21 protein-coding genes and 2 pseudogenes are annotated in these 22660 nt (G+C 39.7%); 13 read left to right on the forward strand and 10 right to left on the reverse strand.

Translation table 11 applies throughout. The annotated features are described in order from the left end of the window. Positions 1-353 (reverse strand): annotated as a pseudogene (locus HX743_RS12010) (IS5-like element ISAba31 family transposase); the annotation flags it as partial. A 663-nt stretch (positions 354-1016) separates the two neighbouring features. On the opposite strand from HX743_RS12010, the gene HX743_RS12015 reads away from it, so the two are divergent. The 4 genes and pseudogenes from HX743_RS12015 (at position 1017) to HX743_RS12030 (ending at position 6082) form a co-directional block, all read left to right on the forward strand. After that, entirely contained in the window at positions 1017-1196 is a 180-nt protein-coding gene (locus tag HX743_RS12015; protein WP_004976682.1) for a hypothetical protein, read from the forward strand. A gap of 182 nt (positions 1197-1378) precedes the next feature. Continuing rightward, a complete protein-coding gene (locus tag HX743_RS12020; protein WP_131261461.1) occupies positions 1379-2236 on the forward strand; it encodes a 3'(2'),5'-bisphosphate nucleotidase CysQ in 858 nt (285 codons plus the stop codon). Positions 2237-2293: 57 nt separating this feature from the next. Continuing rightward, entirely contained in the window at positions 2294-3028 is a 735-nt protein-coding gene (locus tag HX743_RS12025) for a histidine phosphatase family protein (protein WP_004976677.1), read from the forward strand. Between the two features lie 350 nt (positions 3029-3378). Beyond that, a pseudogene (locus tag HX743_RS12030) lies at positions 3379-6082 on the forward strand (M66 family metalloprotease). Between the two features lie 198 nt (positions 6083-6280). On the opposite strand, the gene rpsT reads toward HX743_RS12030, so the two are convergent. Beyond that, on the reverse strand, positions 6281-6550 hold the full coding sequence (gene rpsT / locus HX743_RS12035) for a 30S ribosomal protein S20 (protein WP_004976669.1): 270 nt from the start codon (positions 6548-6550) through the stop codon (positions 6281-6283). Between the two features lie 215 nt (positions 6551-6765). On the opposite strand from rpsT, the gene HX743_RS12040 reads away from it, so the two are divergent. The 7 genes from HX743_RS12040 (at position 6766) to HX743_RS12070 (ending at position 15178) form a co-directional block, all read left to right on the forward strand. Next, positions 6766-7431, forward strand: coding sequence for an NAD(P)H-binding protein (locus tag HX743_RS12040; protein ID WP_004976668.1), 666 nt, complete (start codon positions 6766-6768; stop codon positions 7429-7431). A gap of 12 nt (positions 7432-7443) precedes the next feature. Beyond that, on the forward strand, positions 7444-7956 hold the full coding sequence (gene rraA / locus HX743_RS12045; RefSeq protein ID WP_004976667.1) for a ribonuclease E activity regulator RraA: 513 nt from the start codon (positions 7444-7446) through the stop codon (positions 7954-7956). Between the two features lie 53 nt (positions 7957-8009). Continuing rightward, positions 8010-8789 (forward strand): glutathione S-transferase N-terminal domain-containing protein, encoded by a 780-nt coding sequence (locus HX743_RS12050; protein ID WP_004976665.1) that lies wholly within the window; start codon positions 8010-8012, stop codon positions 8787-8789. Between the two features lie 226 nt (positions 8790-9015). Next, positions 9016-9375 (forward strand): hypothetical protein, encoded by a 360-nt coding sequence (locus HX743_RS12055; RefSeq protein WP_004976663.1) that lies wholly within the window; start codon positions 9016-9018, stop codon positions 9373-9375. Between the two features lie 150 nt (positions 9376-9525). Further along, positions 9526-12987, forward strand: a complete 3462-nt coding sequence (gene mfd / locus HX743_RS12060; RefSeq protein WP_178319341.1) for a transcription-repair coupling factor — start codon at positions 9526-9528, stop codon at positions 12985-12987. Positions 12988-13195: 208 nt separating this feature from the next. After that, positions 13196-13630, forward strand: a complete 435-nt coding sequence (locus tag HX743_RS12065; RefSeq protein ID WP_004976660.1) for an HIT domain-containing protein — start codon at positions 13196-13198, stop codon at positions 13628-13630. Between the two features lie 66 nt (positions 13631-13696). Beyond that, entirely contained in the window at positions 13697-15178 is a 1482-nt protein-coding gene (locus HX743_RS12070; RefSeq protein ID WP_004976658.1) for an adenylate/guanylate cyclase domain-containing protein, read from the forward strand. A gap of 121 nt (positions 15179-15299) precedes the next feature. On the opposite strand, the gene fdx is transcribed toward HX743_RS12070, so the two are convergent. From fdx to HX743_RS12110, 8 genes are all read right to left on the reverse strand, one after another. Next, positions 15300-15638, reverse strand: a complete 339-nt coding sequence (gene fdx, locus HX743_RS12075; protein ID WP_178319342.1) for an ISC system 2Fe-2S type ferredoxin — start codon at positions 15636-15638, stop codon at positions 15300-15302. A 15-nt stretch (positions 15639-15653) separates the two neighbouring features. After that, positions 15654-17513 (reverse strand): Fe-S protein assembly chaperone HscA, encoded by a 1860-nt coding sequence (hscA, locus tag HX743_RS12080; RefSeq protein ID WP_178319343.1) that lies wholly within the window; start codon positions 17511-17513, stop codon positions 15654-15656. Between the two features lie 45 nt (positions 17514-17558). Beyond that, a complete protein-coding gene (gene hscB / locus HX743_RS12085; protein ID WP_178319344.1) occupies positions 17559-18074 on the reverse strand; it encodes a Fe-S protein assembly co-chaperone HscB in 516 nt (171 codons plus the stop codon). Between the two features lie 100 nt (positions 18075-18174). Continuing rightward, positions 18175-18495, reverse strand: coding sequence for an iron-sulfur cluster assembly protein IscA (gene iscA, locus HX743_RS12090; protein ID WP_004976650.1), 321 nt, complete (start codon positions 18493-18495; stop codon positions 18175-18177). A gap of 36 nt (positions 18496-18531) precedes the next feature. Continuing rightward, complete coding sequence (iscU, locus tag HX743_RS12095) at positions 18532-18918, reverse strand: Fe-S cluster assembly scaffold IscU (protein ID WP_004976649.1); 387 nt, start codon at positions 18916-18918, stop codon at positions 18532-18534. A gap of 104 nt (positions 18919-19022) precedes the next feature. Then, positions 19023-20240 carry an IscS subfamily cysteine desulfurase gene (locus HX743_RS12100; RefSeq protein WP_004976647.1) on the reverse strand — a complete coding sequence of 406 codons (1218 nt, stop codon included), beginning with the start codon at positions 20238-20240 and terminating at the stop codon, positions 19023-19025. A gap of 1 nt (position 20241) precedes the next feature. Next, a complete protein-coding gene (locus HX743_RS12105) occupies positions 20242-20715 on the reverse strand; it encodes an Rrf2 family transcriptional regulator (RefSeq protein WP_004976645.1) in 474 nt (157 codons plus the stop codon). Between the two features lie 123 nt (positions 20716-20838). Continuing rightward, positions 20839-21486 (reverse strand): hypothetical protein, encoded by a 648-nt coding sequence (locus tag HX743_RS12110; RefSeq protein ID WP_004976643.1) that lies wholly within the window; start codon positions 21484-21486, stop codon positions 20839-20841. A gap of 195 nt (positions 21487-21681) precedes the next feature. Here HX743_RS12110 and HX743_RS12115 point away from each other — a divergent pair, with 195 nt between their 5' ends. Both HX743_RS12115 and HX743_RS12120 read left to right on the forward strand, forming a co-directional pair. Further along, the gene (locus HX743_RS12115; protein WP_136143973.1) at positions 21682-22149 is read left to right on the forward strand and encodes a phasin family protein; all 468 of its coding nucleotides are present in this window, start codon (positions 21682-21684) and stop codon (positions 22147-22149) included. 224 nt (positions 22150-22373) lie between these two features. Beyond that, entirely contained in the window at positions 22374-22646 is a 273-nt protein-coding gene (locus HX743_RS12120; RefSeq protein WP_004976639.1) for an HU family DNA-binding protein, read from the forward strand. Positions 22647-22660: the final 14 nt, after the last annotated feature.

Below are 22660 nucleotides of genomic sequence, written 5' to 3' on the forward strand. Positions count from 1 at the left end.
GAGGAGTTTCCTCCTACACTTTTAGAAATAGATTGATTCGCTATGCCGGCAGAATGTTGATGAGCACGTACATGAGAGCCATCAATAAAAATCCATTCCATATCGGGGCATGAGGCTAGTAATTTGAATAATCTAAGTAACTTACCGCTACTTGACCAACGATTAAAACGTTTGAAAATAGAGTTTGAATGACCAAAACAAGAAGGAATATCTCGCCACGGACAGCCTGTTCTAATTCTATAGAGACTAGCTTCAATAAAATTGCGTAAATTTGAGTTGTGGTGAATGGATAAATTACGCAGAATAACTTTCAACTTTTGCCAGTGTTGATCTGTCAGCATGGTACGAGGCATAGCGAATAGTAAAATTGGGTTTGGTGATTTAATTTTACTACTTCGCTATTTATTTAAGCTAAAAGTGTCAACATACCCTAATTTTTTGATTTAAAATTCTAGTGATTTTGATTATGTATACAAATTTGTGTACCTTTAAATCTGGCCCGATTGATGTAGATCGGGCTTTTTTATACCTTAATTCTATGAATGGTTCAACCTGAATTAGAATCCTTTTATAAGTCGAAATTTGATCATAAATGATCAGTAAAATTAGTATTGAAAGTGTCCCTTCTTTTACGCCATGTATTGCTCAGGATGAGGAGTATATTCCGCAAGTGGATGAGGGGATTCTTATAAAAAACCTCTCCCTGAGGAGCATGCTCCGCAAGTCTCCTAAAAGGAAAGGGAATTTCCTTTGCAGTGATTCAAAAATGATTTAAGAAAGAATCTTTTTAAATAAAATGCATCAAGTTGTCATAATCTGCACTTAAGCTATTCAGCAAACTCAGTGAAATGTAATAGGTCGTGTTTAGTCTATTTCAGTATAAGTTCTGTGTATAAATGTGGCAAGGTGCGCTCAAATGTTACGCTTTAACTATCAAAAGAGGCATGAATATGACAGAACGATACCTGAGAATATTGACAATTTTTCATGATTAAATAAATTTAAAAGGAATTGTGATGTCTATTTTAGGAATTGCCATTACCACTATTTTGGGTTTATTGGGTATTGCTGCAATTATTATTGGTTTTTTTGGTGGTGAAACTTATTTGGTGATTGTGGGTATTTTATTATTGGTTAGTGGTGCACTCACTTTATCGATGTTTAAAAAAAGATTATCCAATCCATTTAAAGATTAATTAACTAAGCACTCAATAAATAAAAAACTCAAGTAAAAAGGAATTGCCTTGACACATAAAGTCTTGATTTAGCATATCTAGCCACTAAATTTTATCTACGCATCAGCCGTAAATTTTATTACAATGTTTTTATGAAAGTAATGAAAAATTAGACCTTTAGATACAGTCTAAAAAGGATAGTTATGTTTATAAAAACAAAGGCGCCAACGCATACTTTAATTTTACAGTTATTGCCAATCGTGCAGCAGGCGTGTGAAATTTTAAATCAGGAATTTCAAGATTATTGTTCAGGTGCTGCTTTTGATGTAGAAAAGAAAACTGATGATTCTCCTGTTACGCAAGCCGATTATCGAGTCAATTATTATTTAATGCAGGCTTTGGCAAAAATCTCCAATTTACCTGTGTTGTCCGAAGAAGGTGAGCAAGACCAACGTCAGCAATGGCAGCAATTTTGGTTGCTTGATCCTTTAGATGGCACGAAAGAGTTTTTACATCAACGTCCTGAATTTACCATTAATTTAAGTTTAATTTGTGGTGTGCAAACAACTTTTGCAGTACTTGCAGTACCAGGCGAGCAAACTATTTATTTTTGTCCTGAACAGGGTATGCCATTGAAATATCATATTTTAACTCAGCAATGGTATCTCTATCAGTCTGAACCCACGGTAACATCTTCAGTTCTAAAAATTGGATTAAGCCACAGTAGTCAAAAAAAATCACACTATGCAGACTATTTAAAAAGCTTGGCGCAGTTGACCAATTTTGAAGAACTAAAAGCAGGTAGTGCTTATAAATTCTGCATGATTTTGGAAGATCGTGTCGATATTTACCCACGTTTTCATCCGACTTCTGAGTGGGACACCAGTGCAGGACAATGTTTATTGGAACGAATAGGTGGTGGATTGGTCGATTTTCAGGGGCGGGCATTTTTATATAATCAGCGCGATACATTGTTAAATGGTGGTTTTATCGCCTATAAAAATACGCAGATGAAACAGATTGCCTTACAAGCACTTGGACTTATGGCGAAGTCAGATTGAGCAAAGTGCTGAACATGGTATAGTGTCAAGCAACCAAGTTAAAATTTTGGCTAGATCATGGCATTAGAACTACTCCCTGCAAGTATGCTTAAAGCAATTGATTTATTGCCTGATGCTCAGACGCCTGTGACTTTGTTTACCCGTCATTCTATTCGTGAAATTGTCGTTGGTCAGGGTTTGGCTGGCTATAATTTACAATTGACCGAACAAGGTCGCGATTTAGCCGAAGCATGGGGAGGCTACTTGGTTGGAAATACAGATCGGGTGATTCAACACTGTATTTCAAGTCCTATTCAGCGTTGTGTCGATACGGCTGCTTTAATGATTCGTGGGGCAGATGGCATTACCCTCGAACCCAATACCCATCACATTGAAATTATAGAACAAGGTTTATTGGTGGAACCAGGAAGCTTTGTACTTGATATCAAACAGGCAGGCCCATATTTTCAGAAACAGGGTGCTTTAGGCTTTATTAATAGTTTTGTGAATAATGCCTTGCCCGGCATGAAACATCCGATTCATGGTGTCGTGGATGTCCTTGAGCTGATTTATAACACCCATCCAACCAACCAATACGGACTGAGTTTGGCTGTGAGTCATGATACGATTTTAGCTGCAATTATCGCGGTGATTTCTGGACGTAATGAAGTCACGCAAGCCGATTGGCCAGACATGATGGAAGGTTTATTCGTTTGGTTTGAAGGTGATGAGTTTTTAGAATCCAAGCTAAAATGGATTTGGCGCGGTCAGATTCACACTTTAGATATCTCGCAATTTCGTCAGAAAGTTTAAGCAGAACATTGAACGCATATTCTAGTGCTATCCATTCAGTACGATAGAATACCGTCTGTCAGAAATTAAAAAAAATAATTCAAATTTTATTCTCTTTTTTTCCTTCAATTTATGCAGTTGTGAGTGCAAACTCGATCAAATATTGTCTAACAATCTGTGTGCTGTTTTAAGGATTCGCTGATTTTTATAAAGAAAAATTAATAAAACTGTGTTGAAAATATAAAGTGATATGAAACTTGAGAATTGCATAATTTTATTCATCTATTTAATATGAAAATACAAACCATTGAAAAATATGTGTTTATTTTTATATTTTTTTGTCATAAATTGACATTGGGGTGGAATAAATAATGAAAAGTGTGACTCGGTTTTCGCTTAGTCTATTAAGTGTATGTATATTATCATCCATGCTTGCCGCATGTGGTGGTGGTGGTGGCGAGGGAGATACCGCTGGGAATTCAAATCAAGAAAATCCAATACCACCGGAAAATCCTCAGCAACCACCTGTGGGTAATGTGGCTAATCCTTACCCTGAACCTAAACAAGATGTCATCAATCAATCGGCACTTGGGTTTTATGATTACAACGCTAATTCTGAATCACGTGAAGTGCGTAATGATTTAGAAGGTGATTTTCAGGCAATGATTCAATTTGCTCAAGGGCATGTGGTTGATCCGAATGGTAACGAGGCGAAAAAAATGCCACGTTTGACCGCAAAAAAAAGAAGCATTATTATTGGTTACACCAAATCAGGGCATGGACAATATCGACACTTTGCAGCTTGAAGTGTATCAAAATGAACGCTTGTTACGTCGTGTTGCTTTACTTGATCCAACCCAGATTCCTGCTTCAGACCAGAGCAATCAAGATGGTCGTGCTGAGGTGTTGTATAGTAAGCGTGCGTGGTCGGCTAAATTAAATTGGGATGAAGTACGTCCCGGTTTAAAGCTGCGTTTGGTCGATTCTAAAAACCGTACTGGTGCACTCGAAGCAGAAAAAATTGATTTTGCCGCACCGGGTGAATTGGTACTCAATAATATTCGTATCGGTCTACTAACTGCACCACCGAAATCGGGCGGGCATTATATGTTATTAGAGCCTGAAAAAGCGGGTACCGATTATTTCCAAACCATTCCTGCGGCACAAATGACCGTGGCAAAATATGATGACATTCAGCTAGATCGAGTGATGGTCGCCAACGGCACGATTTACGATACCCAAAGTGCGGGTGAAGGTGGTGACTATTCGGGGGACATGCGGGAAAATACTGCAAAATCGACCTTTAGTGTAGGAATTAACTTGGCCAACTGGGGGGTGACCAGTGCCTCGATGTTGAGTCATCAACAGCCACAACTTACACAAACTGTAATTGCCCATCATGCACGAGGTAAATATACAAATGGTGATCAAACGCATGGTTTAAGTGGCGGTAATGGTATGTTGACCCTGTATGATTCTGTGGGCAACGAGTTTAGCCATGAAATTGGGCATCATTATGGTCTTGGGCATTATCCGGGTTCACAAGGTGAAAATATGTTCTGGGCTGCACACCATGCAGACAGCGGTTGGGGCTATATTGCGTATCGTAATAAAATGCGTGGCAACTTGGCGTGGCATACTCGAAACTTGGGTGATGGCAAAAATGGTGTGCCTAACTTCCTGAAACAATATGCTTATGGTTGGGATGCGATGTCAGGTGGTGCAACCAACAGTAGCATTTCGCGTTATACCCATTACACGGGTTACAGTACCCATATTCGGATTCAACCCCACTTTGGGGCGCGACATGTTTGGGATGAAAGCTCACCAAGTGGTTATAAAATCTGGAATAAAGACACACGCCAAATGGAAGTGGTTTATCCAAAAGTACCAAGCTCCAATCAGGTTTGGTACAACAGTGCCGATGGATATTATTTAAAACCGCGCTTATTTGGTGTGCCTGTAATTACTATTATTGGCGGATATGATCCTGAAACTCAGCAAGGTGTGTTGTATCCTGCTGCACGCAGTAACTGGGGTAATGTTTATAATTTACCTGTGGCAAATCGTGCTGCTGAAAATGCCGCATGTTGGTTAGATGTTCAATATGCCAATCGTAATCAGAACGTGGCATTGGCACCTAACCGTATGACCAGCAATGCCAATAAACTGCATGTCAATTTAGCACTTGCTGAGCAGCCAAAACAGGTGAATTTATACTGTAAAAAAGCCAATCATGCCGAGAAGTTATTATCGACACTGAATATTCCGCAATATAGCGATAGTATTCAACCTGCGGTAAAAATTGGTCGTACACATGGCTATGAAGCTTTAAGAAAAGTTGAAATGCCTGATTTTCAGAAGCAGTTGGAAGCGCAAGCCAGTCAAGCTGTGGTGGCTTTAAAACCTGCTGCACAACTATTGTATGATTCTTATGCAGATTATCGTCAAGAGCTAAGTGCAACTGCACAGCAACAATTACAGCGTTATGAACAACAGCAAAATACGATTTATCGTTTAAACCGCTGGATGAATGTTTATCGTGCCGATTTAGAAAAGACTAAGCCTGAAGCGGAAACAGCATTGCACAATTTTGTGGAGCGATTGGGTTTAGGCAATGAAAATATTGTGGCTGAAGCAACACTAATGAAAAACAGAAATAACTGTTTGAAAGTTGAAACTTTGGCGAGTGGTCAGAAAAATGCTTACATTAGTGGAGCAAGTGGCTGTACAGGCGATGCAACTGAGCAGTGGATTTATGATGGTTTGGGGCGTATTCACAGCAAAGCAGAAATGGATCAGTGCTTAACTAACAACGGCAATGTGGTCTCACTTGCAAGCTGCAGTACATCTAAAGACAGTCAGGTCTGGGAAATGCACACAGCTTCGGGAACGATTCGTCAGGGGAGTCAGTGTTTTGATTTAGAGCATGGCTACCTAAAAGAAAACCGCGCGCGTTTAATTCGTTATGGTTGCACAGGTGGTGCGAATCAGCAATGGACGCAATTAAAGGCTAATAACAGTTTGCAACTGGCTTATTTAAGTCCACAAAATTTACGACTGATGCTGAAATAATTCTTCGTCTGAATTATTCATCTTCATTAATTTAAAACACCTTTTGACCAGTTCAGGAGGTGTTTTTTATTTTATGGTGGCAGGTGTATTTGAAGTGATGTAATTGGCGTGCAGAAACTAAAGATTGCTTAATTTGATAAATTATCGAAACAGCAGGCACAAAAAAAAAGCCCTTAACGGGCTTCTTTTGTTTAACACTTAGTTAGAAGCTAAAGCTTTAACTTGAGCGTTTAAACGGCTCTTATGACGAGCTGCTTTGTTCTTATGGATGATGCCTTTATCAGCCATACGGTCAATTACTGGAACAGCTTTTTTGTAAGCTTCAGTAGCAACCGCATAATCACCTGCAGCAATAGCAGCGATTGTGCGTTTTAAATAAGTACGAACCATAGAACGTAAGCTTGCGTTGTGTTTACGTGCTTTAACGTTTTGACGAGCACGTTTTCTAGCTTGAGCAGAGTTTGCCACTCGTGCACTCCTTGAAATAGATTGGTCTGGGCGGGCTGCAATTACTTCCGAAAACCAACATCAGAAGAATTATCACCAGCCCGTAAACAAGTGCCATATTTTGATGAAACTAGACAGTTAAGTCAAGTCTTGACATGCTTTGACAACATTTTAGCTGCAGAAAAATCAGAAAGAAACAGGTAGATTAGCTTTAAGCCTCAGAGATTGTTTAAAAAATGACAAATTCTATTCAAAATGCAATTGTAATTGGTGGGAATGGTTTAGTTGGGCAGCAATTGGTCAAACAGCTTAATCAGCTGCCTGAATGTAAAAATATCACCGTTGTTTTGCGTAGACCTTGCTCGGAATTAAATCGCTTAGAAAAAGTCCAGACGTTACTCCTCGAAGACTTTTTATTGCTCAATGATGAAGATGTGAGCGGTTATAGTCATGCATTCAGTTGTTTAGGCACAACCTTAAAAAAGGCAGGCTCAAAGCAGGGATTTTATGCTGTGGACTATACCATCAATGCACATTTTGCCGAATTATTGCAGGCGAAGGGTACGCATTACATATTGGTCAGTGCTTTGGGAGCAGAAGCCAAATCAGCCGTATTTTATAATCGTGTCAAAGGTGAGCTAGAACAATATATTGAAAGTTTGGATTTAGACAAAGTATCAATTTTGCGTCCATCTTTATTATTGGGTGAGCGCAACGAACAACGGCGTTTAGAAGATTTAGGACAAAAGCTGTATCTTAAAATATCACGATTTATTCCCGATCATTTTACATATAAGCCAGTAAGTGCTACGCAAGTGGCTCATACTATGGTCGAGGCAGCGCAATCGCAAATTCATAAATTTCAAATTTATGATAATTTACAAATACAAAAAACCAAGTAAAAGGGGAACAACGTGTCTACAGTACCATTCGTAACTTGTGACTTATTAGATGACCATCCAGAACATGACCTTCAAGTGGTGATTCCATCTTTGGATGGTAAATTTTTCAAAAGTTACGGTGCACGTAAAACTTTTGGTGGTCAAATTGTGACTGTAAAATGCTTTGAAGATAACTCACGTGTAAAAGAGTTATTGGCAACCGATGGCACAGGCAAAGTTTTGGTGGTAGATGGTGGGGCATCTATGCGCTGTGCCTTAATGGGTGACTTGATTGCTGAATCCGCAGTGAAAAATCACTGGAATGGCGTGATTATTTACGGCTGTGTACGTGATGTCGATGCAATTGCAGCACTTGATTTAGGCGTACATGCTTTGGCTTCAATTCCACAAAAAAGTAACCGCAAAGGCGTGGGTGAAGTGGATGTGAGTTTGCATTTCGGACAAGTCACTTTTAATTCGGGCGATTATGTCTATGCTGATAACAACGGTATTATTGTGGCAAAAGAAAAGTTGGTCGATTTATAAGCGGTTTGATGGCGCAGTCATCAAATTGCTGAGCACATCACAAGGAAAACAAAATGGTGCATCATCAAATTAAAGTCATTCAGGCAGTGGCATCTATGCTTACCGAAGGTGGACGTGGAGTGAATGGGACAGCATTTCCCAAGCAACCCGAAAAAGCCTTAAAGTTATATGAGTTTGAAGGTTCACCATTTTGCCGTCGTGTACGCGAAGTCATGACCTTGTTAAATTTGGATTATGAGGTTTATCCATGCCCCAAAGGTGGCACAAAATATCGACCTTTGGTGAAACAACTGGGTGGTAAAACTCAGTTTCCATTTTTAATTGATGAAAATACAGGTGATCAGCTCTATGAATCACAGCAGATCATTCATCATTTATTCAAACATTATGGCAAAAGTGGAAAAACGCCAAAAAAATACGCGCATTTTCCTAAAATTCCTTATGTTGCACTTGCAGGCACATTATTGAATGGTGCACGTGGTGTGTGGATTAACCAGAAAATTGTAGAGCGCGCTGCACCTGAACAACTGATTGAACTGTGGGGTTTTGAGGGAAGTCCTTATACACGTGTAGTACGTGGTGTATTGACTGAACTGGAGTTGCCATTTAAATTTCATAATGTAGCCAAAGAGCGTTGGCAAGATCAAGGCTTGGCAAAATTACGTTTAAAACCGGGTAAATATGTGCCACTGGCAGGTGGTAAGCGTGAGCAGGTATTAAAAGTTATGGGTGATAATATTCAAGTCCCATTTTTAATCGATCCAAATACCCAGACTCAGCTTTTTGAATCGGCCAAGATTGTGAAGTATTTACAGCAAACTTATGGCAAATAAGCTTTAAGTCATTTTTTGATTGTTATAAAAGCATCTTCAAGATGCTTTTTTGCATTTGGCAGGATGCAAAATATGCATCATTATAAATAGCCTAAGCAAAGTGGGGTTGAAACACTGACTTATAACATCAGGGGAGCATAAATCACCCTGATCAGTTGCATCTATTTTAGTGAAGCATTTAAACTCTGCAGCATTCACTTTGATTTCGCCAATTTATAGGTTCAAAATGTTCAGCAAACTTACAGGGTTGTTTAAAAATAAAGCCAATCTCGAAGAAATTGCCTATTTAGAAGCACAGAATATTCAATGGGATGCGGAACAAGGCTATATTGTCGATGGTATTTTGCTTAACGATGTTTTGGCAGAGCGTTTAAATTATTTATCCAACCGCCGTATGCAGCAGTTTGATGATTTGGCACAGCTGTATTCTACAGCTATGATTATCAATGAAAAAATTGATCTGGAAATTGCGCAACAGCGTTTTAACACAATGCTTGGTAATACCGAAGAAAACTTACTGGAATTTAAAGCGATTGTTAAAAAATTGAATGATTATTATCGACAGTTTTTACGTGATCAAAAGTAAAGAGGCGTGTGTATCAAACTTTAAAGCTCGCTGTTTTATAAAATTTTGCAATTAAATACGCTGTAATGGTGGATGAAAAAAATTACGTAAAACCGTCAATTCATCGTGCTAGTATAAGCCCCATGTTGTTTAGACCCTAAAGCTATATACATGTTCCAACACGAAATTTCCCAACTCAATTTAGCACAACTGAAAGCTGGCGAAAAACGCTGGATTGGTAATCTACAAGGTTCCGCCGCAGCATTATTATTTAAAGAAATTGGTCAGCAGAATCAGCATTTATTTGTGATTGTCGCGCGCAATCAACAACATTTGGCGCAGTTAGAAAGCGAATTAGAATTTTACGGGGTAAAACCGACTATTTTCCCCGATTGGGAAATTTTGCCTTATGACCGCTTGTCACCGCATCAAGATATTGTGTCGGAGCGTTTGGCGATTTTATCCAATATGCCGCAGCAAGGTGTATTGTTGGTTGCTGCAAGCACTTTGGCACAACGTGTTGCACCAACCTCATGGGTGTTAGGCGAGCATTTCGATATTCGTGTTGGGCAAAAGTTTGCTTTGGAACAACAAAAACAGCGTTTGGTACAAGCAGGCTATCATCTGGTCGATACAGTCTATGATCATGGTGAGTTTGCTGTGCGTGGCAGTATTATGGATATTTATGCTTCGGGACAGGAAGCACCCATCCGTATTGATTTATTTGATGATGAAGTTGAAACCTTAAAGTTTTTTGATCCAGAAACGCAGCGTACCACCCAAAGTTTGCAGAATTTTACGGTTTTACCCGCCAAAGAATTTCCATTAAAAGAAGGTCGTGCGATTTTCCGTGACCGCTATGCAGAAAGTTTCCCAACGGCAAACCCGAAAAAGAACCCTGTGTATCAGGATGTGTTAGAAGGCATTGCATCGCCTGGTTTAGAGTTTTATTTTCCGTTATTCTTCACTCAAGCACAGCTTGAAGGTCAAAATACATTACTTTCATACTTACCAAAGCATTGCATTGTCATTACAGATAAGGCGGTGGATGACTGTTTAACTCAATTTTGGAAAGATGTGCTGTATCGTTATGAGGACAGACGTCATAACATCGACCAGCCGATTTTGCCGCCTGAGCAATTATTCCTACAACCAAATCAATTATTAGAACAACTGAATCAATTTGGACGTGTGATTGCATCGCCCGAAGCTTTTGAGCAAAAAGCAGGTGTAGTGAACTTAAGCACACTTGTACCACCACGTTTGGCGGTTGATCCTAAACAAGAACAACCCTTTCATGCCGTTAAGCAATATATTGATGCGGCCAATCATCCTGTTTTATTGGTGGCAGAAAGTGCAGGTCGTCGTGAAACCTTAAAAGATGCGTTGCGTGCCGCTTTGGGTGAAATTCCACAAGTGGAGAGTTTTGAGGCATTTCAGCAGTCTTTACAAGCCATTGCGATTACCAATGCACCTTTAGATCGCGGCTTGGTCATTCAAGATCAATTGAGTGTAATCTCAGAAAATCAGTTGTATGAACATCGTGTGGTGCAGCGCCGTCGTAAACGTCAGCAGGAAGTTTCTGAAGAGTTTTTAATTCGCAGTTTGACCGAGTTAAGCATTGGTGCACCTGTGGTACATATTGATTATGGCGTAGGGCGTTATGCAGGTTTAATTACTTTAAATATTGATGAGCAAGAGCATGAGTTTTTACAACTTGATTATGCCGATGCTGCAAAAGTGTATGTACCTGTTACCAATTTGCATTTAATCAGCCGTTATAGCGGTGGTGATCCAGACCTTGCGCCTTTGCATAAATTAGGCACAGATGCATGGAATAAAGCCAAACGCAAAGCGTTGGAACAAATTCACGATGTGGCAGCAGAATTACTGCATATTCAGGCACGTCGTCAATCTAAACCGGGTTTTGCTTTTGAGTTGGATCATAGTCTTTATATGCAATTTGCCAGTGGCTTTGCTTATGAAGAAACCCTAGACCAAGCCAATGCAATTGAAGCGACTTTACATGACATGCAACTGGCAAAACCAATGGATCGTTTGGTCTGTGGTGATGTTGGTTTTGGTAAAACCGAAGTCGCCATGCGGGCTGCATTTGTCGCGGTACAGAATAATAAACAAGTCGCGGTATTGGTTCCGACCACATTGTTGGCACAACAGCATTATGAATCTTTTAAAGACCGTTTTGCCGACTGGCCTGTGCGTATTGAAGTCTTATCGCGTTTTGGTTCAAGCAAATCTCATCAAAAAACCATTGAAGATTTAGCTGAAGGCAAAGTCGATATTGTGATTGGGACGCACAAAATTCTGCAAGAAAATATTCAGTTCAAGCAGTTGGGTTTAATGATTGTCGATGAAGAACATCGTTTTGGGGTGCGTGACAAAGAACGTATTAAAGCGCTGCGCGCCGATGTGGATATGCTGACTTTAACCGCAACGCCAATTCCACGTACCTTAAATATGGCATTTAGCGGTATGCGCGATTTATCCATTATTGCTACACCACCTGCACGCCGTTTAGCGGTCAAAACCTTTGTGCAAGAGCATACAGGCGATACGGTGAAAGAAGCCATTTTACGTGAATTGTTACGTGGTGGTCAGGTGTATTTCCTGCATAATGAAGTGGAAACCATTGAGCGTAGTGCTGAAACCATTCGTGAATTGGTACCAGAAGCGCGGGTTGCAGTTGCGCATGGGCAAATGCGCGAGCGTGAATTAGAGCAAGTCATGCAGCAGTTTTATCATAAAGAATATAACGTGTTGGTTTGCTCAACCATTATTGAAACAGGGATTGATGTTCCAAATGCCAATACCATTTTAATTGAACGTGCAGATAAACTCGGATTGGCGCAGTTGCACCAACTACGTGGTCGTGTTGGACGTTCGCATCACCAAGCTTATGCGTATTTGCTGGTACCTTCCATTAAGGGCTTAAAAGGCGATGCTGAAAAACGCTTGGATGCGATTCAGCGTGCCTCAACTTTGGGTGCAGGTTTTATGCTGGCAACCGAAGACTTGGAAATTCGTGGTGCGGGCGAATTACTGGGTGAGCAACAAAGCGGTTCAATGCAAGCTATTGGTTATAGCCTGTATATGGAAATGCTGGAAAAAGCCACCAAAGCCATTCAAAAGGGTAAAACTCCTAACTTCGATGCGCCATTGTCTTTAACTGCAGAAATTAACCTACACATGCCTGCTTTAATACCAGATGATTATTTGGGCGATGTGCATCAGCGCTTATTGTTCTACAAACGCATTAGTAATACCGATACTCAAGAAAAGCTTGATCATATCCGTATGGAGTTGATTGACCGTTTTGGTATTCCACCACAAGCGGTGAAACAATTATTTGCTGTACATCAACTGCGTTTAAAAGCAGAGCAGTTGGGCATCACTAAAATTGATATTGGTACAAATGGCGGTCATATCGAATTTTCACCAGATACACCTGTGCAAGCCATGAGCATCATTCAAATGATGCAAAAACATCCGACCTATTTCCGTATGGATGGTGGACAGCGTTTAAAAGTGATGGTGATGTTGGAGGAAGCTGAAAAGCGGATTCAATTTATTGCCGATCTATTAAACAGCCTGCTAAAAACTTTGCACAGCTGAGTTTAAAAATGCAAATTGATCCAAATATCATATCGGTAAATTTATGAATATTTGCTAAGAAACCTCTGATTCTATAATGAATATTATTCATGATGAATTTGGTTAAAATTGCACTTTATTTACATCGAAACATGATGGGAATCATACTCAGTTCACTAGGGATGTGATAGTATTACCCATCATTACAATTTGCGTCATTTATAAAGATATGTTTAGTTTGCATCCACAACTTGCTCAAGATACTTTTTTTGTAGGCGACTTTCCTCTGTCAACATGTCGTTTAATGAATGATATGCAATTCCCTTGGTTAATTCTAATTCCACGTGTGCCAGGGGTTACAGAACTATACGAATTAAGCCAGGCAGACCAAGAACAATTTTTACGCGAATCTAGCTGGTTATCTAGCCAATTATCACGTGTATTCCGTGCCGATAAAATGAATGTGGCGGCTTTAGGTAATATGGTTCCACAATTGCATTTTCATCACGTCGTGCGTTATCAAAATGATGTGGCTTGGCCTAAACCAGTTTGGGGTACGCCAGCTGTACCATACAGCAATGAAGTTTTGGCTCACATGCGTCAAACCTTGATGCTTGCTCTGCGTGGTCAAGGCGATATGCCATTTGACTGGCGAATGGATTAATTGAAATGAATTGCCACGCAGGATGCGTGGCTTTTTAATCCTAGATTGGAGTAGGCCGCGGTGTTCATGTACAATTGGATGGAAAGAGATCCCAAACAATTCGAATTTCTGCATCGTTTAGTCGGGTATGCAAGTTTATCCCTGATTATGGTGGTCTATCACTACACCTACGCCGATACCAATTATCAAATTTACCTTCCGTTTTTTCTTACTTTTTTATTACTGATAATTCCTAAATTTTCGCGTTGGCTGCAATATAAATATAGTCATCAAGCCAAGCGTAATATCCTGTTTATTATTGATATTGTGGTAGTCGCAGTATGTTTGTCTGCGGTACATCTGAATTTGGTACTTACTTTTGCCGCTTTATTTGCGCTGCTATATACCGCCATTTATATTAAAGTTTCTTTCTTTTTGGTGGCATTGGCATCCTTATTGGCGGTCACAGTTTTTTATTTTTGTAATATTTTTATTTTTGGTTTTAACGAATATTTTGAACAAAGCAGTACCGAACTTACGATTTTAGCCTTTTTATGTATGATCTTTTACTTTGGCATGGGCAGTGCCTATCAGGCACGTCGTATCCGCTATACCACGGCAAAGAAAGACCATTACTACACACAAATGAACCGCTATATGGAATTTGCGAATCAGCTTAGTCGCTATGCACCTTTGCAGTTGTGGCAATCGATTATGAAAGGTGAGTCGGAAGCGAAAATTGAATATAAACGTAAAAAAATGACGATTTTCTTTTCTGATATTCAAGGCTTTACTGAACTTTCTGAAACACTAATTCCAGATGATTTAGCATTCCTGCTCAATGATTATTTAAGCCACATGACCGAAATTGCCAAGCAATATGAAGCGACGGTGGATAAGTTTATGGGTGATGCGATTTTAATTTTCTTTGGTGATCCAAATACGCAAGGTGTTGAACAAGATGCTAAAACTTGTGTAGAGATGGCTATTGCGATGCGTCAGCAAATGAAATTGTTACGCGAACGTTGGGTCAAAATGGGCTATCCGCCTTTACATATTCGTATGGGTATCAGTACAGGATATTGCCACGTTGGGAACTACGGTGCAGCACATCGGATGGCATATACCATTGTTGGGCGTGATGCTAACTTAGCTGCGCGTTTGCAAAGTGCGGCCGAAGTTGATGAAATTTTACTTTCAGATGACACTTATAAACTGATTAAAAATGATTATTTGTGTGCTCCGAAAGCACCGATCTTTTTAAAGGGGATTCAAGGTCCTGTAAAAACTTGGCAAGTGATGGAAAAATATGCGGCCAGCAAGTCGGATTATCAGCGTTGGTTTGACTACGAATATAAAGGTTTTCATTTGTTGCTTAATTTGGATGAAGTGCAGAATTTTGAATATCCTGAGCTAATTACCGTATTAGAAAAAATGATTAAAAGAATTCAAACGCAGCAAAAGCTGACCAACTCACAGGGCATTGTAAAACTTAATCTTGAAGATGAAGTGATTGAACATCCACCTGTTGAAGAAATTGCCAAAACTCATATTCCTGAAAAACACTAAAATTTTTCTTATAATGTAGATCTCGTTTAACTTTTAAATCCTCAAAAATTTTAAATCTAAAGTTGTGCAATAAAAAAACTGCGCCGTAGCGCAGTTTTTTAGAATTAGCATCATTTTATGATTAATGATTTTCTGAAGCATGGTTAATGGTGTATTTTGGAATTTCGACTTCCAAGTCTTCATTGACCACTTTAACCTGACAAGATAAGCGTGAATCAGGCTCTAAACCCCAAGCACGGTCTAATAAGTCAGCTTCAACATCATCCATTTCTTCTAGGCTGTTAAAGCCTTTACGAACAACAACGTGGCAAGTGGTACATGCACAAGACATATCGCAAGCATGTTCAATTTTAATGCCATTTTCAAGTAAGCTTTCGCATAAGTTGGCATTTTGTTCGACTTCAAACTCAGCACCTTCTGGGCAGAATTGCGCATGTGGAAGTACTTTAATACGTGGCATAATCTTTACCTTAAATTAGTTTGAGTTTGACCAGTCGTCGAGTTTAGTGCCTTTAAGTGCTGCATCAATATGTTGATTCATACGAATTGCAGCAAAAGCATCACTGTGTATTTTAAGCTGTTCAACAGCATGTTCAATGGCTTTAATGTCTTGTCCAGTCAATTCGGCTTCCAACTGCGCTTTGGCAGTATTTAAAGCTTCTAATTGTTCTGGGCTTAATAGTTGTGCATCTACTTTTAAGGCTTGTTGTAAAGCTTCAAGTTCACGTTGTGCTTCAACTTTGGTTTCATGCAAATGACGCAATTGCTTGTCTTCTTCTGCATATTTGAAACCATCTAGCAGCAAACGCTCGGTATCTGCTTCAGATAAACCATAAGATGGCTTGATGTCGATATTTGCAGTCACACCAGAAGTGGTTTCTTTAGCAGAAACACTGAGCAAGCCATCAGCATCGACTTGGAACGTAACTTCAATGCGTGCCTGACCCGCAGTCATTGGTGGAATACCGTGTAGCACAAAACGACCTAAGCTACGACAATGTTCTACCAAATCACGCTCACCTTGTACCACATGAATCAACATGGCAGTTTGGCCATCTTGATAAGTGGTAAATTCTTGGCGACGTGCTACAGGAATTGCAGTATTGCGTGAAATTAAGCGTTCCACCAAACCGCCCATGGTTTCTAAACCCAAAGACAGTGGGGTAACGTCTAATAGCAACGAACCATCTTTGCTGTTACCAATTAGTTGATTGGCGGTAATTGATGCACCAATTGCAACCACTTCATCTGGGTTAATTGTGCATAATGGTTCTTGATTAAATACTTCACGAACAGCTTTTTGCACGGCATAAGAACGTGTTGAACCACCAACTAAAACTACATTTTGAATGTCATCTAGGTCAAGTTTGGCATCGCGTAATACACGTTTGCATACACTAATGGTTTTATCTAAAGCAACCTGAATAATACTTTCAAAGTTTGCACGGTCTAATTGTAGCGTATGCTCTAACAGTTTTAATTCAACACTTTCTGCATTGCTGAGCGCTTCTTTGGCTTTACGTGCAGACACAATAAAGTGTGCATATTCTGCATCATCTAAACTTTCAATATTCAGCTGTTTTTTTGCCCATTTTACAATCAGGCGATCTAAGTCATCCCCACCTAAAGCAGTGTGACCGCCTGTAGCTAAAACTTCAAAAACACCCTGAGAGAAACGTAAAATAGAAACGTCAAAAGTACCACCACCCAAGTCGTAAATCACATAGTTACGGTCTTGTGCTAAGTTGGTGTCTTGATCTAAACCGTAAGCTACAGCAGCTGCTGTTGGTTCGTTCAATAAGCGCAATACGTTTAAACCTGCAAGCTCGGCAGCATCACGTGTAGCTTGACGTTGCGCTTCATCAAAATATGCAGGTACAGTAATTACGGCACCATTTACAGGGTTTTGTAAGCTGGCTTCTGCACGGTCTTTGAGTTGTTTAAGCAATTCTGCAGAAATTTCAACAGGCGTTTTACGTCCTTGAGCTGTTTCGAACGCAGGCATTTGATTGTTTTCACCCACTAACGTATATGGATGTTGAAATTTGATGTCAGCTTTAGAACGACCCATAAAACGCTTGACTGAAACAATGGTGTTTTTAGGATCTGTAGTGATAAATGGCACAGCAGCATTGCCATAATGTGTATTTTGCGCTGCATAATGGACGATAGAAGGCAGTAGCACGCGACCTTGCTCATCATGCAAGACTTTAGCTTTACCAGAAAGAACTGTGGCAACTAATGAATGAGTGGTGCCTAAGTCAATGCCAATCGCAATGCGATGTTCATGCGGTGCACTTGATTGACCTGGTTCTGCAATTTGCAAGAGCGCCATTATGTAAAATCCTTTGCCCGTTAAATATTAAAATACAAACTAAAATTAAAAATCATCGTCTAAATCAAAACTGTCATCATCAAGAAAACGATCTTCAGCTTTGTCTAGGTCAGCCATAACTTTCATGAAAAAGCGTAATTTACGCACAGTGTCACGCGCTTCTGCCCAATCTTCTTCGGCATAGTCAATTTTAAATTCACGGACTAAACCATCAACCCATTGTTGTACTTCAATTTTTAAAGACTTTAAGTCTTCAGCACAACTAGCATCATCCAATTGCTCACGAATTTCTAAGGCGTCTTGTAAAAATTCAAAGTCATGGATGGATTGATCAAGATGATAATCTTGCTTTTTCAATGAGAGTAAATATGCAGCACGACTATCTACCGCAGAAAGTTGTTTAAATGCCTGATTAATTTCACTAGATTTAATCAATGCCTGATCTTTGTCTTCGGCTTTGTCGGGGTGATATTGCTGCTGTAGCTTTAAAAATTCAGCTTTTAAAGTAGCGAAATCAATATCGAGTGCAACAGGAAGATTAAACAACTCAAAATGATTCATGGGAGATGGAATCCGCGATTAGTGTGCAAAATTGACTGCATAAATGCAATTAAAACAGTGTGTTGTACACTGTTTTAAGCAAAAAAGAGGGAAATGGCTGTTATACCGTGAACGATTCACCGCAGCCACATTCACCTTTTTTATTAGGGTTGTTAAACTCGAAACCTTCGTTTAAACCATTTTTGACATAGTCCATTTCCATGCCATCTAGGTAAACTAGGCTTTTCGGATCAACGAAAACTTTAACACCAAACTGTTCAAACATTTGGTCGTGCGTATCGACTTCATCTACAAATTCGAGTACATAAGCCAAACCAGAACAGCCTGAAGTTTTCACACCAACGCGAATACCTTGACCCTTACCGCGATTCTTTAAATAATTGCTGATATGAGTTGCAGCATTTTCAGTTAAATTGATCATGAAAACTCCGTTTGTTTTTCCACAAAACTTAGTAAATTAAGCTTTGGTCTTTTTGCTGCGATAGTCTTCTACAGCAGCTTTAATTGCATCTTCTGCCAATACAGAGCAGTGTACTTTCACTGGTGGAAGGGCAAGTTCAGTTGCAATATCAATGTTCTTGATGGCTTGTGCTTCATCTAAAGTTTTGCCTTTAAGCCACTCGGTAACCAAAGAACTTGAAGCAATGGCAGAACCACAGCCATAAGTTTTGAAACGTGCTTCTTCAATCACGCCTTCGTCATTGACTTGAATTTGCAGGCGCATTACATCGCCACATGCAGGTGCGCCCACCATACCTGTACCAACGTTTTCAGCATTTTTGTCTAAAACGCCAACATTACGAGGGTTTTCGTAATGATCAATTACTTTATCGCTATAAGCCATGTCGCTTCTCCAAACCTCGGGGTCAGCCTTAATATAAATATGGGGGTGAAATTACCTTTATCAATCTAATGGCTTCCTGTCAAAGCCATTAGATTTGGGATGAATTAGTGTTCAGTCCATTCTACTTTAGAAAGGTCAATCCCTTCTTTATACATATCCCAAAGCGGTGAAAGTTCACGTAACTTTTCAACAGCAGCTTTAGTCACAGTTAGGACATGATCAATATCTTCTTCAGTGGTGTATTTACCAAAACTGAAACGAATTGAGCTGTGTGCAAGTTCGTCTGAAAGACCTAGTGCACGTAATACATAAGATGGCTCTAAAGTCGCTGAAGTACACGCAGAACCTGAAGATACCGCAGCATCTTTAAGAGACATCATTAAAGATTCACCTTCAACAAAGTTGAAGCTGACGTTTAAATAGTTGGCTACGTTTAGTGTTGGGTGACCATTCAGGAAAACTTGTTCCATGGTGTTCAAGCCATTCCAAAGTTTGTCGCGCAATACACGTAAACGGGCTTGTTCAGAAGCCAAGTTTTTGCCTGCAAGTTCAAATGCTTCGCCCATACCTACAATTTGGTGGGTTGCAAGTGTGCCTGAACGCATGCCACGCTCATGACCGCCACCATGCATTTGTGCTTTTAAGCGTACGCGTGGACTGCGGCGTACAAATAGCGCACCAATACCTTTAGGGCCATAGATTTTGTGTGCAGAGAAGCTCATTAAGTCTACTTTTAAGGTAGATAAATCAATTTCTACCTTACCTGCAGCTTGCGCAGCATCAACGTGGAAGAAGATTTTTTTGGCACGGGTGATTTCGCCAATTGCAGCGACATCGGTAATCGTACCAATTTCGTTATTGACCATCATCAATGATACTAAAATGGTGTCTGGACGAATTGCCGCTTCAACCATTTCAGGTGTAATTAAACCTGTTTGTGGTTGTGGCTCTAAGTACGTGATTTCAAAACCTTCAGATTCAAGCTCACGGCAGGTATCTAAAATGGCTTTGTGTTCAATTTTAGAGGTAATAATGTGTTTGCCTTTAGACGAATAGAATTGTGCTACGCCTTTTAGTGCAAGGTTATCTGATTCTGTTGCACCAGAAGTCCACACGATTTCACGTGGGTCTGCTTTGATCAAGTTCGCAACTTGTTCACGTGCATATTCAACTTTTTCTTCTGCTTGCCAGCCATAAGCGTGCGAACGAGAAGCGGCATTACCGAAAGTCCCATCAAAAGTCAGGCACTCCATCATGCGTTCTGCAACTTGAGGATCTACAGGAGTGGTTGCTGCGTAGTCAAGATAAATTGGACGTTTCATGTCAAATACCTGTAACCGATAACAGAGCTGAATCAAACGGTGCTGTGTTCTGGCGAATGGCAACAGTTTGTACGTTGTCACGCGCAACTAAATCAGCAAGTGAGATTTTAGCGAGATAGTCGGCAATATGATGGGAGAGTTCCTGCCATAAGTCGTGAGTCAAGCACATTGCACCATTTTGACAGTTGCCTTTATGGTCGCAACGCGTTGCATCAACAGTTTCGTTTACGGCTTCAATGATTTCTAGCACAGTGATTTCATTTGCACTACGTGCTAAATGGTAACCACCGTTAGCACCGCGAACACTAGACACTAAGCCGTGGCGCTTAAGTTTTGCGAATAACTGCTCAAGATAAGCAACAGAAATAGTTTGACGGGCTGCAATTTCAGCAAGCGTGATCGTTTGTTCAGTTGGCTGCAAAGCTAAATCAAGTAGAGCAGTCACTGCGTAGCGACCGCGAGTTGTTAAGCGCATGATTCGATACACATGATTAGACTAGATATGGGTATTCTATGAATCCCGACTAAATTAGTCAAGTATTTTATTGTGATATTGTGCGCGAGGATTTACGCTGTTTTTCTTGATATTTTAATGCGTTTAAACGATCCATAAATTATACACTAATAACGTAATTAATAGTACTGTTATTACACCAAAGACGATGTTAATGCGCTTTTGACGACGTTCAATCCGACGAATACGGTTTTTATGCTGTTTAAGCTCAACTTGTAGGGTGTTGATCTTAGAGCGTTGTTCATCAATTTTGTCTAAAAGTGGGGCAATGCGCTTTTTAGAACCAATCACTTCTTGTTCTTGCGGTGCTTCTTTCAGCCATTGTTTCCAGTCAGCTAAAACTTTGGGTGCACTAAAATGCAAAATTAGATCACGAAACTCATCTTTAAGGGTAATGTCACCATCTATACGCATGTGTTTAATACTGCGACGATTACCTAAAATAAAGATTTTAAATAAATCTATGAGGGTGGTGCGCACATCTAAATCGACAGCTTGTTCAGGTGCTTTGCTGTCAAATAAGATGCCGTTTGGATTGAATTCCACGTAAATGTCGAAATAAGGAATATAGCTATTAATTTTAATGGTGATTTTCTGGTCGACAAACTTTTTAGCCTGCAAAGCGACCACACGATCATGTTTTAGAATAAAGCTAAAAATTGTTTCCAGCACAATCATGAGCATGGTCAGCAACAAATGTGGATTACTTTGTCTTTGTTGCGAATCACTCATAAAATCAAGTCCCTAAATCTAAAGTTGAATTCCTTGTTTTGCGCTTCGTTGAGAATACATTCTAAGAAGCGCAGCGAATAATCTTGCTTTGTAGAACAGTTTAGCAAAACGATCAAGTATTTAATTTGCTATTATGAAAGCATTTTGTAGGTTTATTACATTCACGTGCGCATAAAATAAGCAGGAGAGAGGTTCATGGAAAAAACGACGGATAGCGTAGAAAAGCATTTGGTTGAACCAGAAACCACATTGAAAAATAAAGATAAATTACGCTCAGGACGTAAATCATCACTCGATTTTCGTAAATATACCAAGCAAATTTGGCTAGCAGGTTTAGGTGCATTTTCACGCGCAGAAGAAGAAGGCAATAAATTGTTTGACTCTCTGGTCAAGGTGGGTGAGGAATTAGAATCTAAAACTACAGAAATTGCCGATCAAACAGTTGAAAAAGTGTCTGAAAAAGCCAAAGAGTCGGTCATTGATACTAAAGATAAAGTTGAGCGTTTAATTGACCATAGCGTCAATCATTCTTTAAATAGAATTGGCTTGGTGACAGCAAAAGACCTACAACATTTGGAGCAATTGGTACTGCAATTACATGCCAAAGTCGATGCGTTGATTGAAGAAAATAAACAATTAAAAGAAGATGTTGCGAAAAAGTAATTCTGTGGAAAGGGGGCTTAAAGGATGTTGCTTTATTATACATCGGGTATTTTAGGGCAAAACTGAATAGAGGCTAACAGTTCCATCGTTTTTACCATTTATTTTGCATAAAAGCGTGCAGGGAGTATTGCTTTTACCCTCAAAGCATTGCTATAAAGGCGTTACGGTAATTTAAATTAAATCTCTGGACCTTAAATAAACGATATTAAGAGGACGTAATTTTCATGAATAAATCAGAATTAATCGATGCAATTGCAGAGAAAGGGGGATTGTCTAAGACTGATGCAGGTAAGGCCTTAGACGCAACAATTGCTTCTATTACTGAAGCGCTTAAAGCGGGTGATACTGTAACCCTCGTTGGTTTTGGTACATTTAATGTGAAAGAGCGTGCTGCTCGCACAGGTCGTAACCCACAAACAGGTGCTACACTTGAAATTAAAGCAAGCAAAGTACCAAGCTTTAAAGCGGGTAAAGGTTTAAAAGATTCAGTAGCATAATCTTTTAAAATGCC

The organism is Acinetobacter sp. Swhac1, from assembly GCF_013390985.1.
In the GTDB taxonomy this organism is placed as follows: Bacteria; Pseudomonadota; Gammaproteobacteria; order Pseudomonadales; family Moraxellaceae; genus Acinetobacter; species Acinetobacter towneri.

Excerpts from the sequence above, each read along its gene's own strand:
- HX743_RS12065 (WP_004976660.1), top strand. The coding sequence starts at position 13,196 with ATGTTTAGTTTGCATCCACAACTTGCTCAAGATACTTTTTTTGTAGGC.
- HX743_RS12050 (WP_004976665.1), top strand. The coding sequence starts at position 8,010 with ATGGTGCATCATCAAATTAAAGTCATTCAGGCAGTGGCATCTATGCTT.
- HX743_RS12025 (WP_004976677.1), top strand. The coding sequence starts at position 2,294 with ATGGCATTAGAACTACTCCCTGCAAGTATGCTTAAAGCAATTGATTTA.
- HX743_RS12015 (WP_004976682.1), top strand. The coding sequence starts at position 1,017 with ATGTCTATTTTAGGAATTGCCATTACCACTATTTTGGGTTTATTGGGT.
- HX743_RS12040 (WP_004976668.1), top strand. The coding sequence starts at position 6,766 with ATGACAAATTCTATTCAAAATGCAATTGTAATTGGTGGGAATGGTTTA.
- HX743_RS12020 (WP_131261461.1), top strand. The coding sequence starts at position 1,379 with ATGTTTATAAAAACAAAGGCGCCAACGCATACTTTAATTTTACAGTTA.
- fdx (WP_178319342.1), bottom strand. The coding sequence starts at position 15,638 with ATGCCACGTATTAAAGTACTTCCACATGCGCAATTCTGCCCAGAAGGT.
- HX743_RS12120 (WP_004976639.1), top strand. The coding sequence starts at position 22,374 with ATGAATAAATCAGAATTAATCGATGCAATTGCAGAGAAAGGGGGATTG.
- HX743_RS12055 (WP_004976663.1), top strand. The coding sequence starts at position 9,016 with ATGTTCAGCAAACTTACAGGGTTGTTTAAAAATAAAGCCAATCTCGAA.
- hscA (WP_178319343.1), bottom strand. The coding sequence starts at position 17,513 with ATGGCGCTCTTGCAAATTGCAGAACCAGGTCAATCAAGTGCACCGCAT.
- HX743_RS12105 (WP_004976645.1), bottom strand. The coding sequence starts at position 20,715 with ATGCGCTTAACAACTCGCGGTCGCTACGCAGTGACTGCTCTACTTGAT.
- HX743_RS12115 (WP_136143973.1), top strand. The coding sequence starts at position 21,682 with ATGGAAAAAACGACGGATAGCGTAGAAAAGCATTTGGTTGAACCAGAA.
- iscA (WP_004976650.1), bottom strand. The coding sequence starts at position 18,495 with ATGATCAATTTAACTGAAAATGCTGCAACTCATATCAGCAATTATTTA.
- iscU (WP_004976649.1), bottom strand. The coding sequence starts at position 18,918 with ATGGCTTATAGCGATAAAGTAATTGATCATTACGAAAACCCTCGTAAT.
- HX743_RS12110 (WP_004976643.1), bottom strand. The coding sequence starts at position 21,486 with ATGAGTGATTCGCAACAAAGACAAAGTAATCCACATTTGTTGCTGACC.
- mfd (WP_178319341.1), top strand. The coding sequence starts at position 9,526 with ATGTTCCAACACGAAATTTCCCAACTCAATTTAGCACAACTGAAAGCT.
- hscB (WP_178319344.1), bottom strand. The coding sequence starts at position 18,074 with ATGAATCATTTTGAGTTGTTTAATCTTCCTGTTGCACTCGATATTGAT.
- HX743_RS12070 (WP_004976658.1), top strand. The coding sequence starts at position 13,697 with ATGTACAATTGGATGGAAAGAGATCCCAAACAATTCGAATTTCTGCAT.
- HX743_RS12100 (WP_004976647.1), bottom strand. The coding sequence starts at position 20,240 with ATGAAACGTCCAATTTATCTTGACTACGCAGCAACCACTCCTGTAGAT.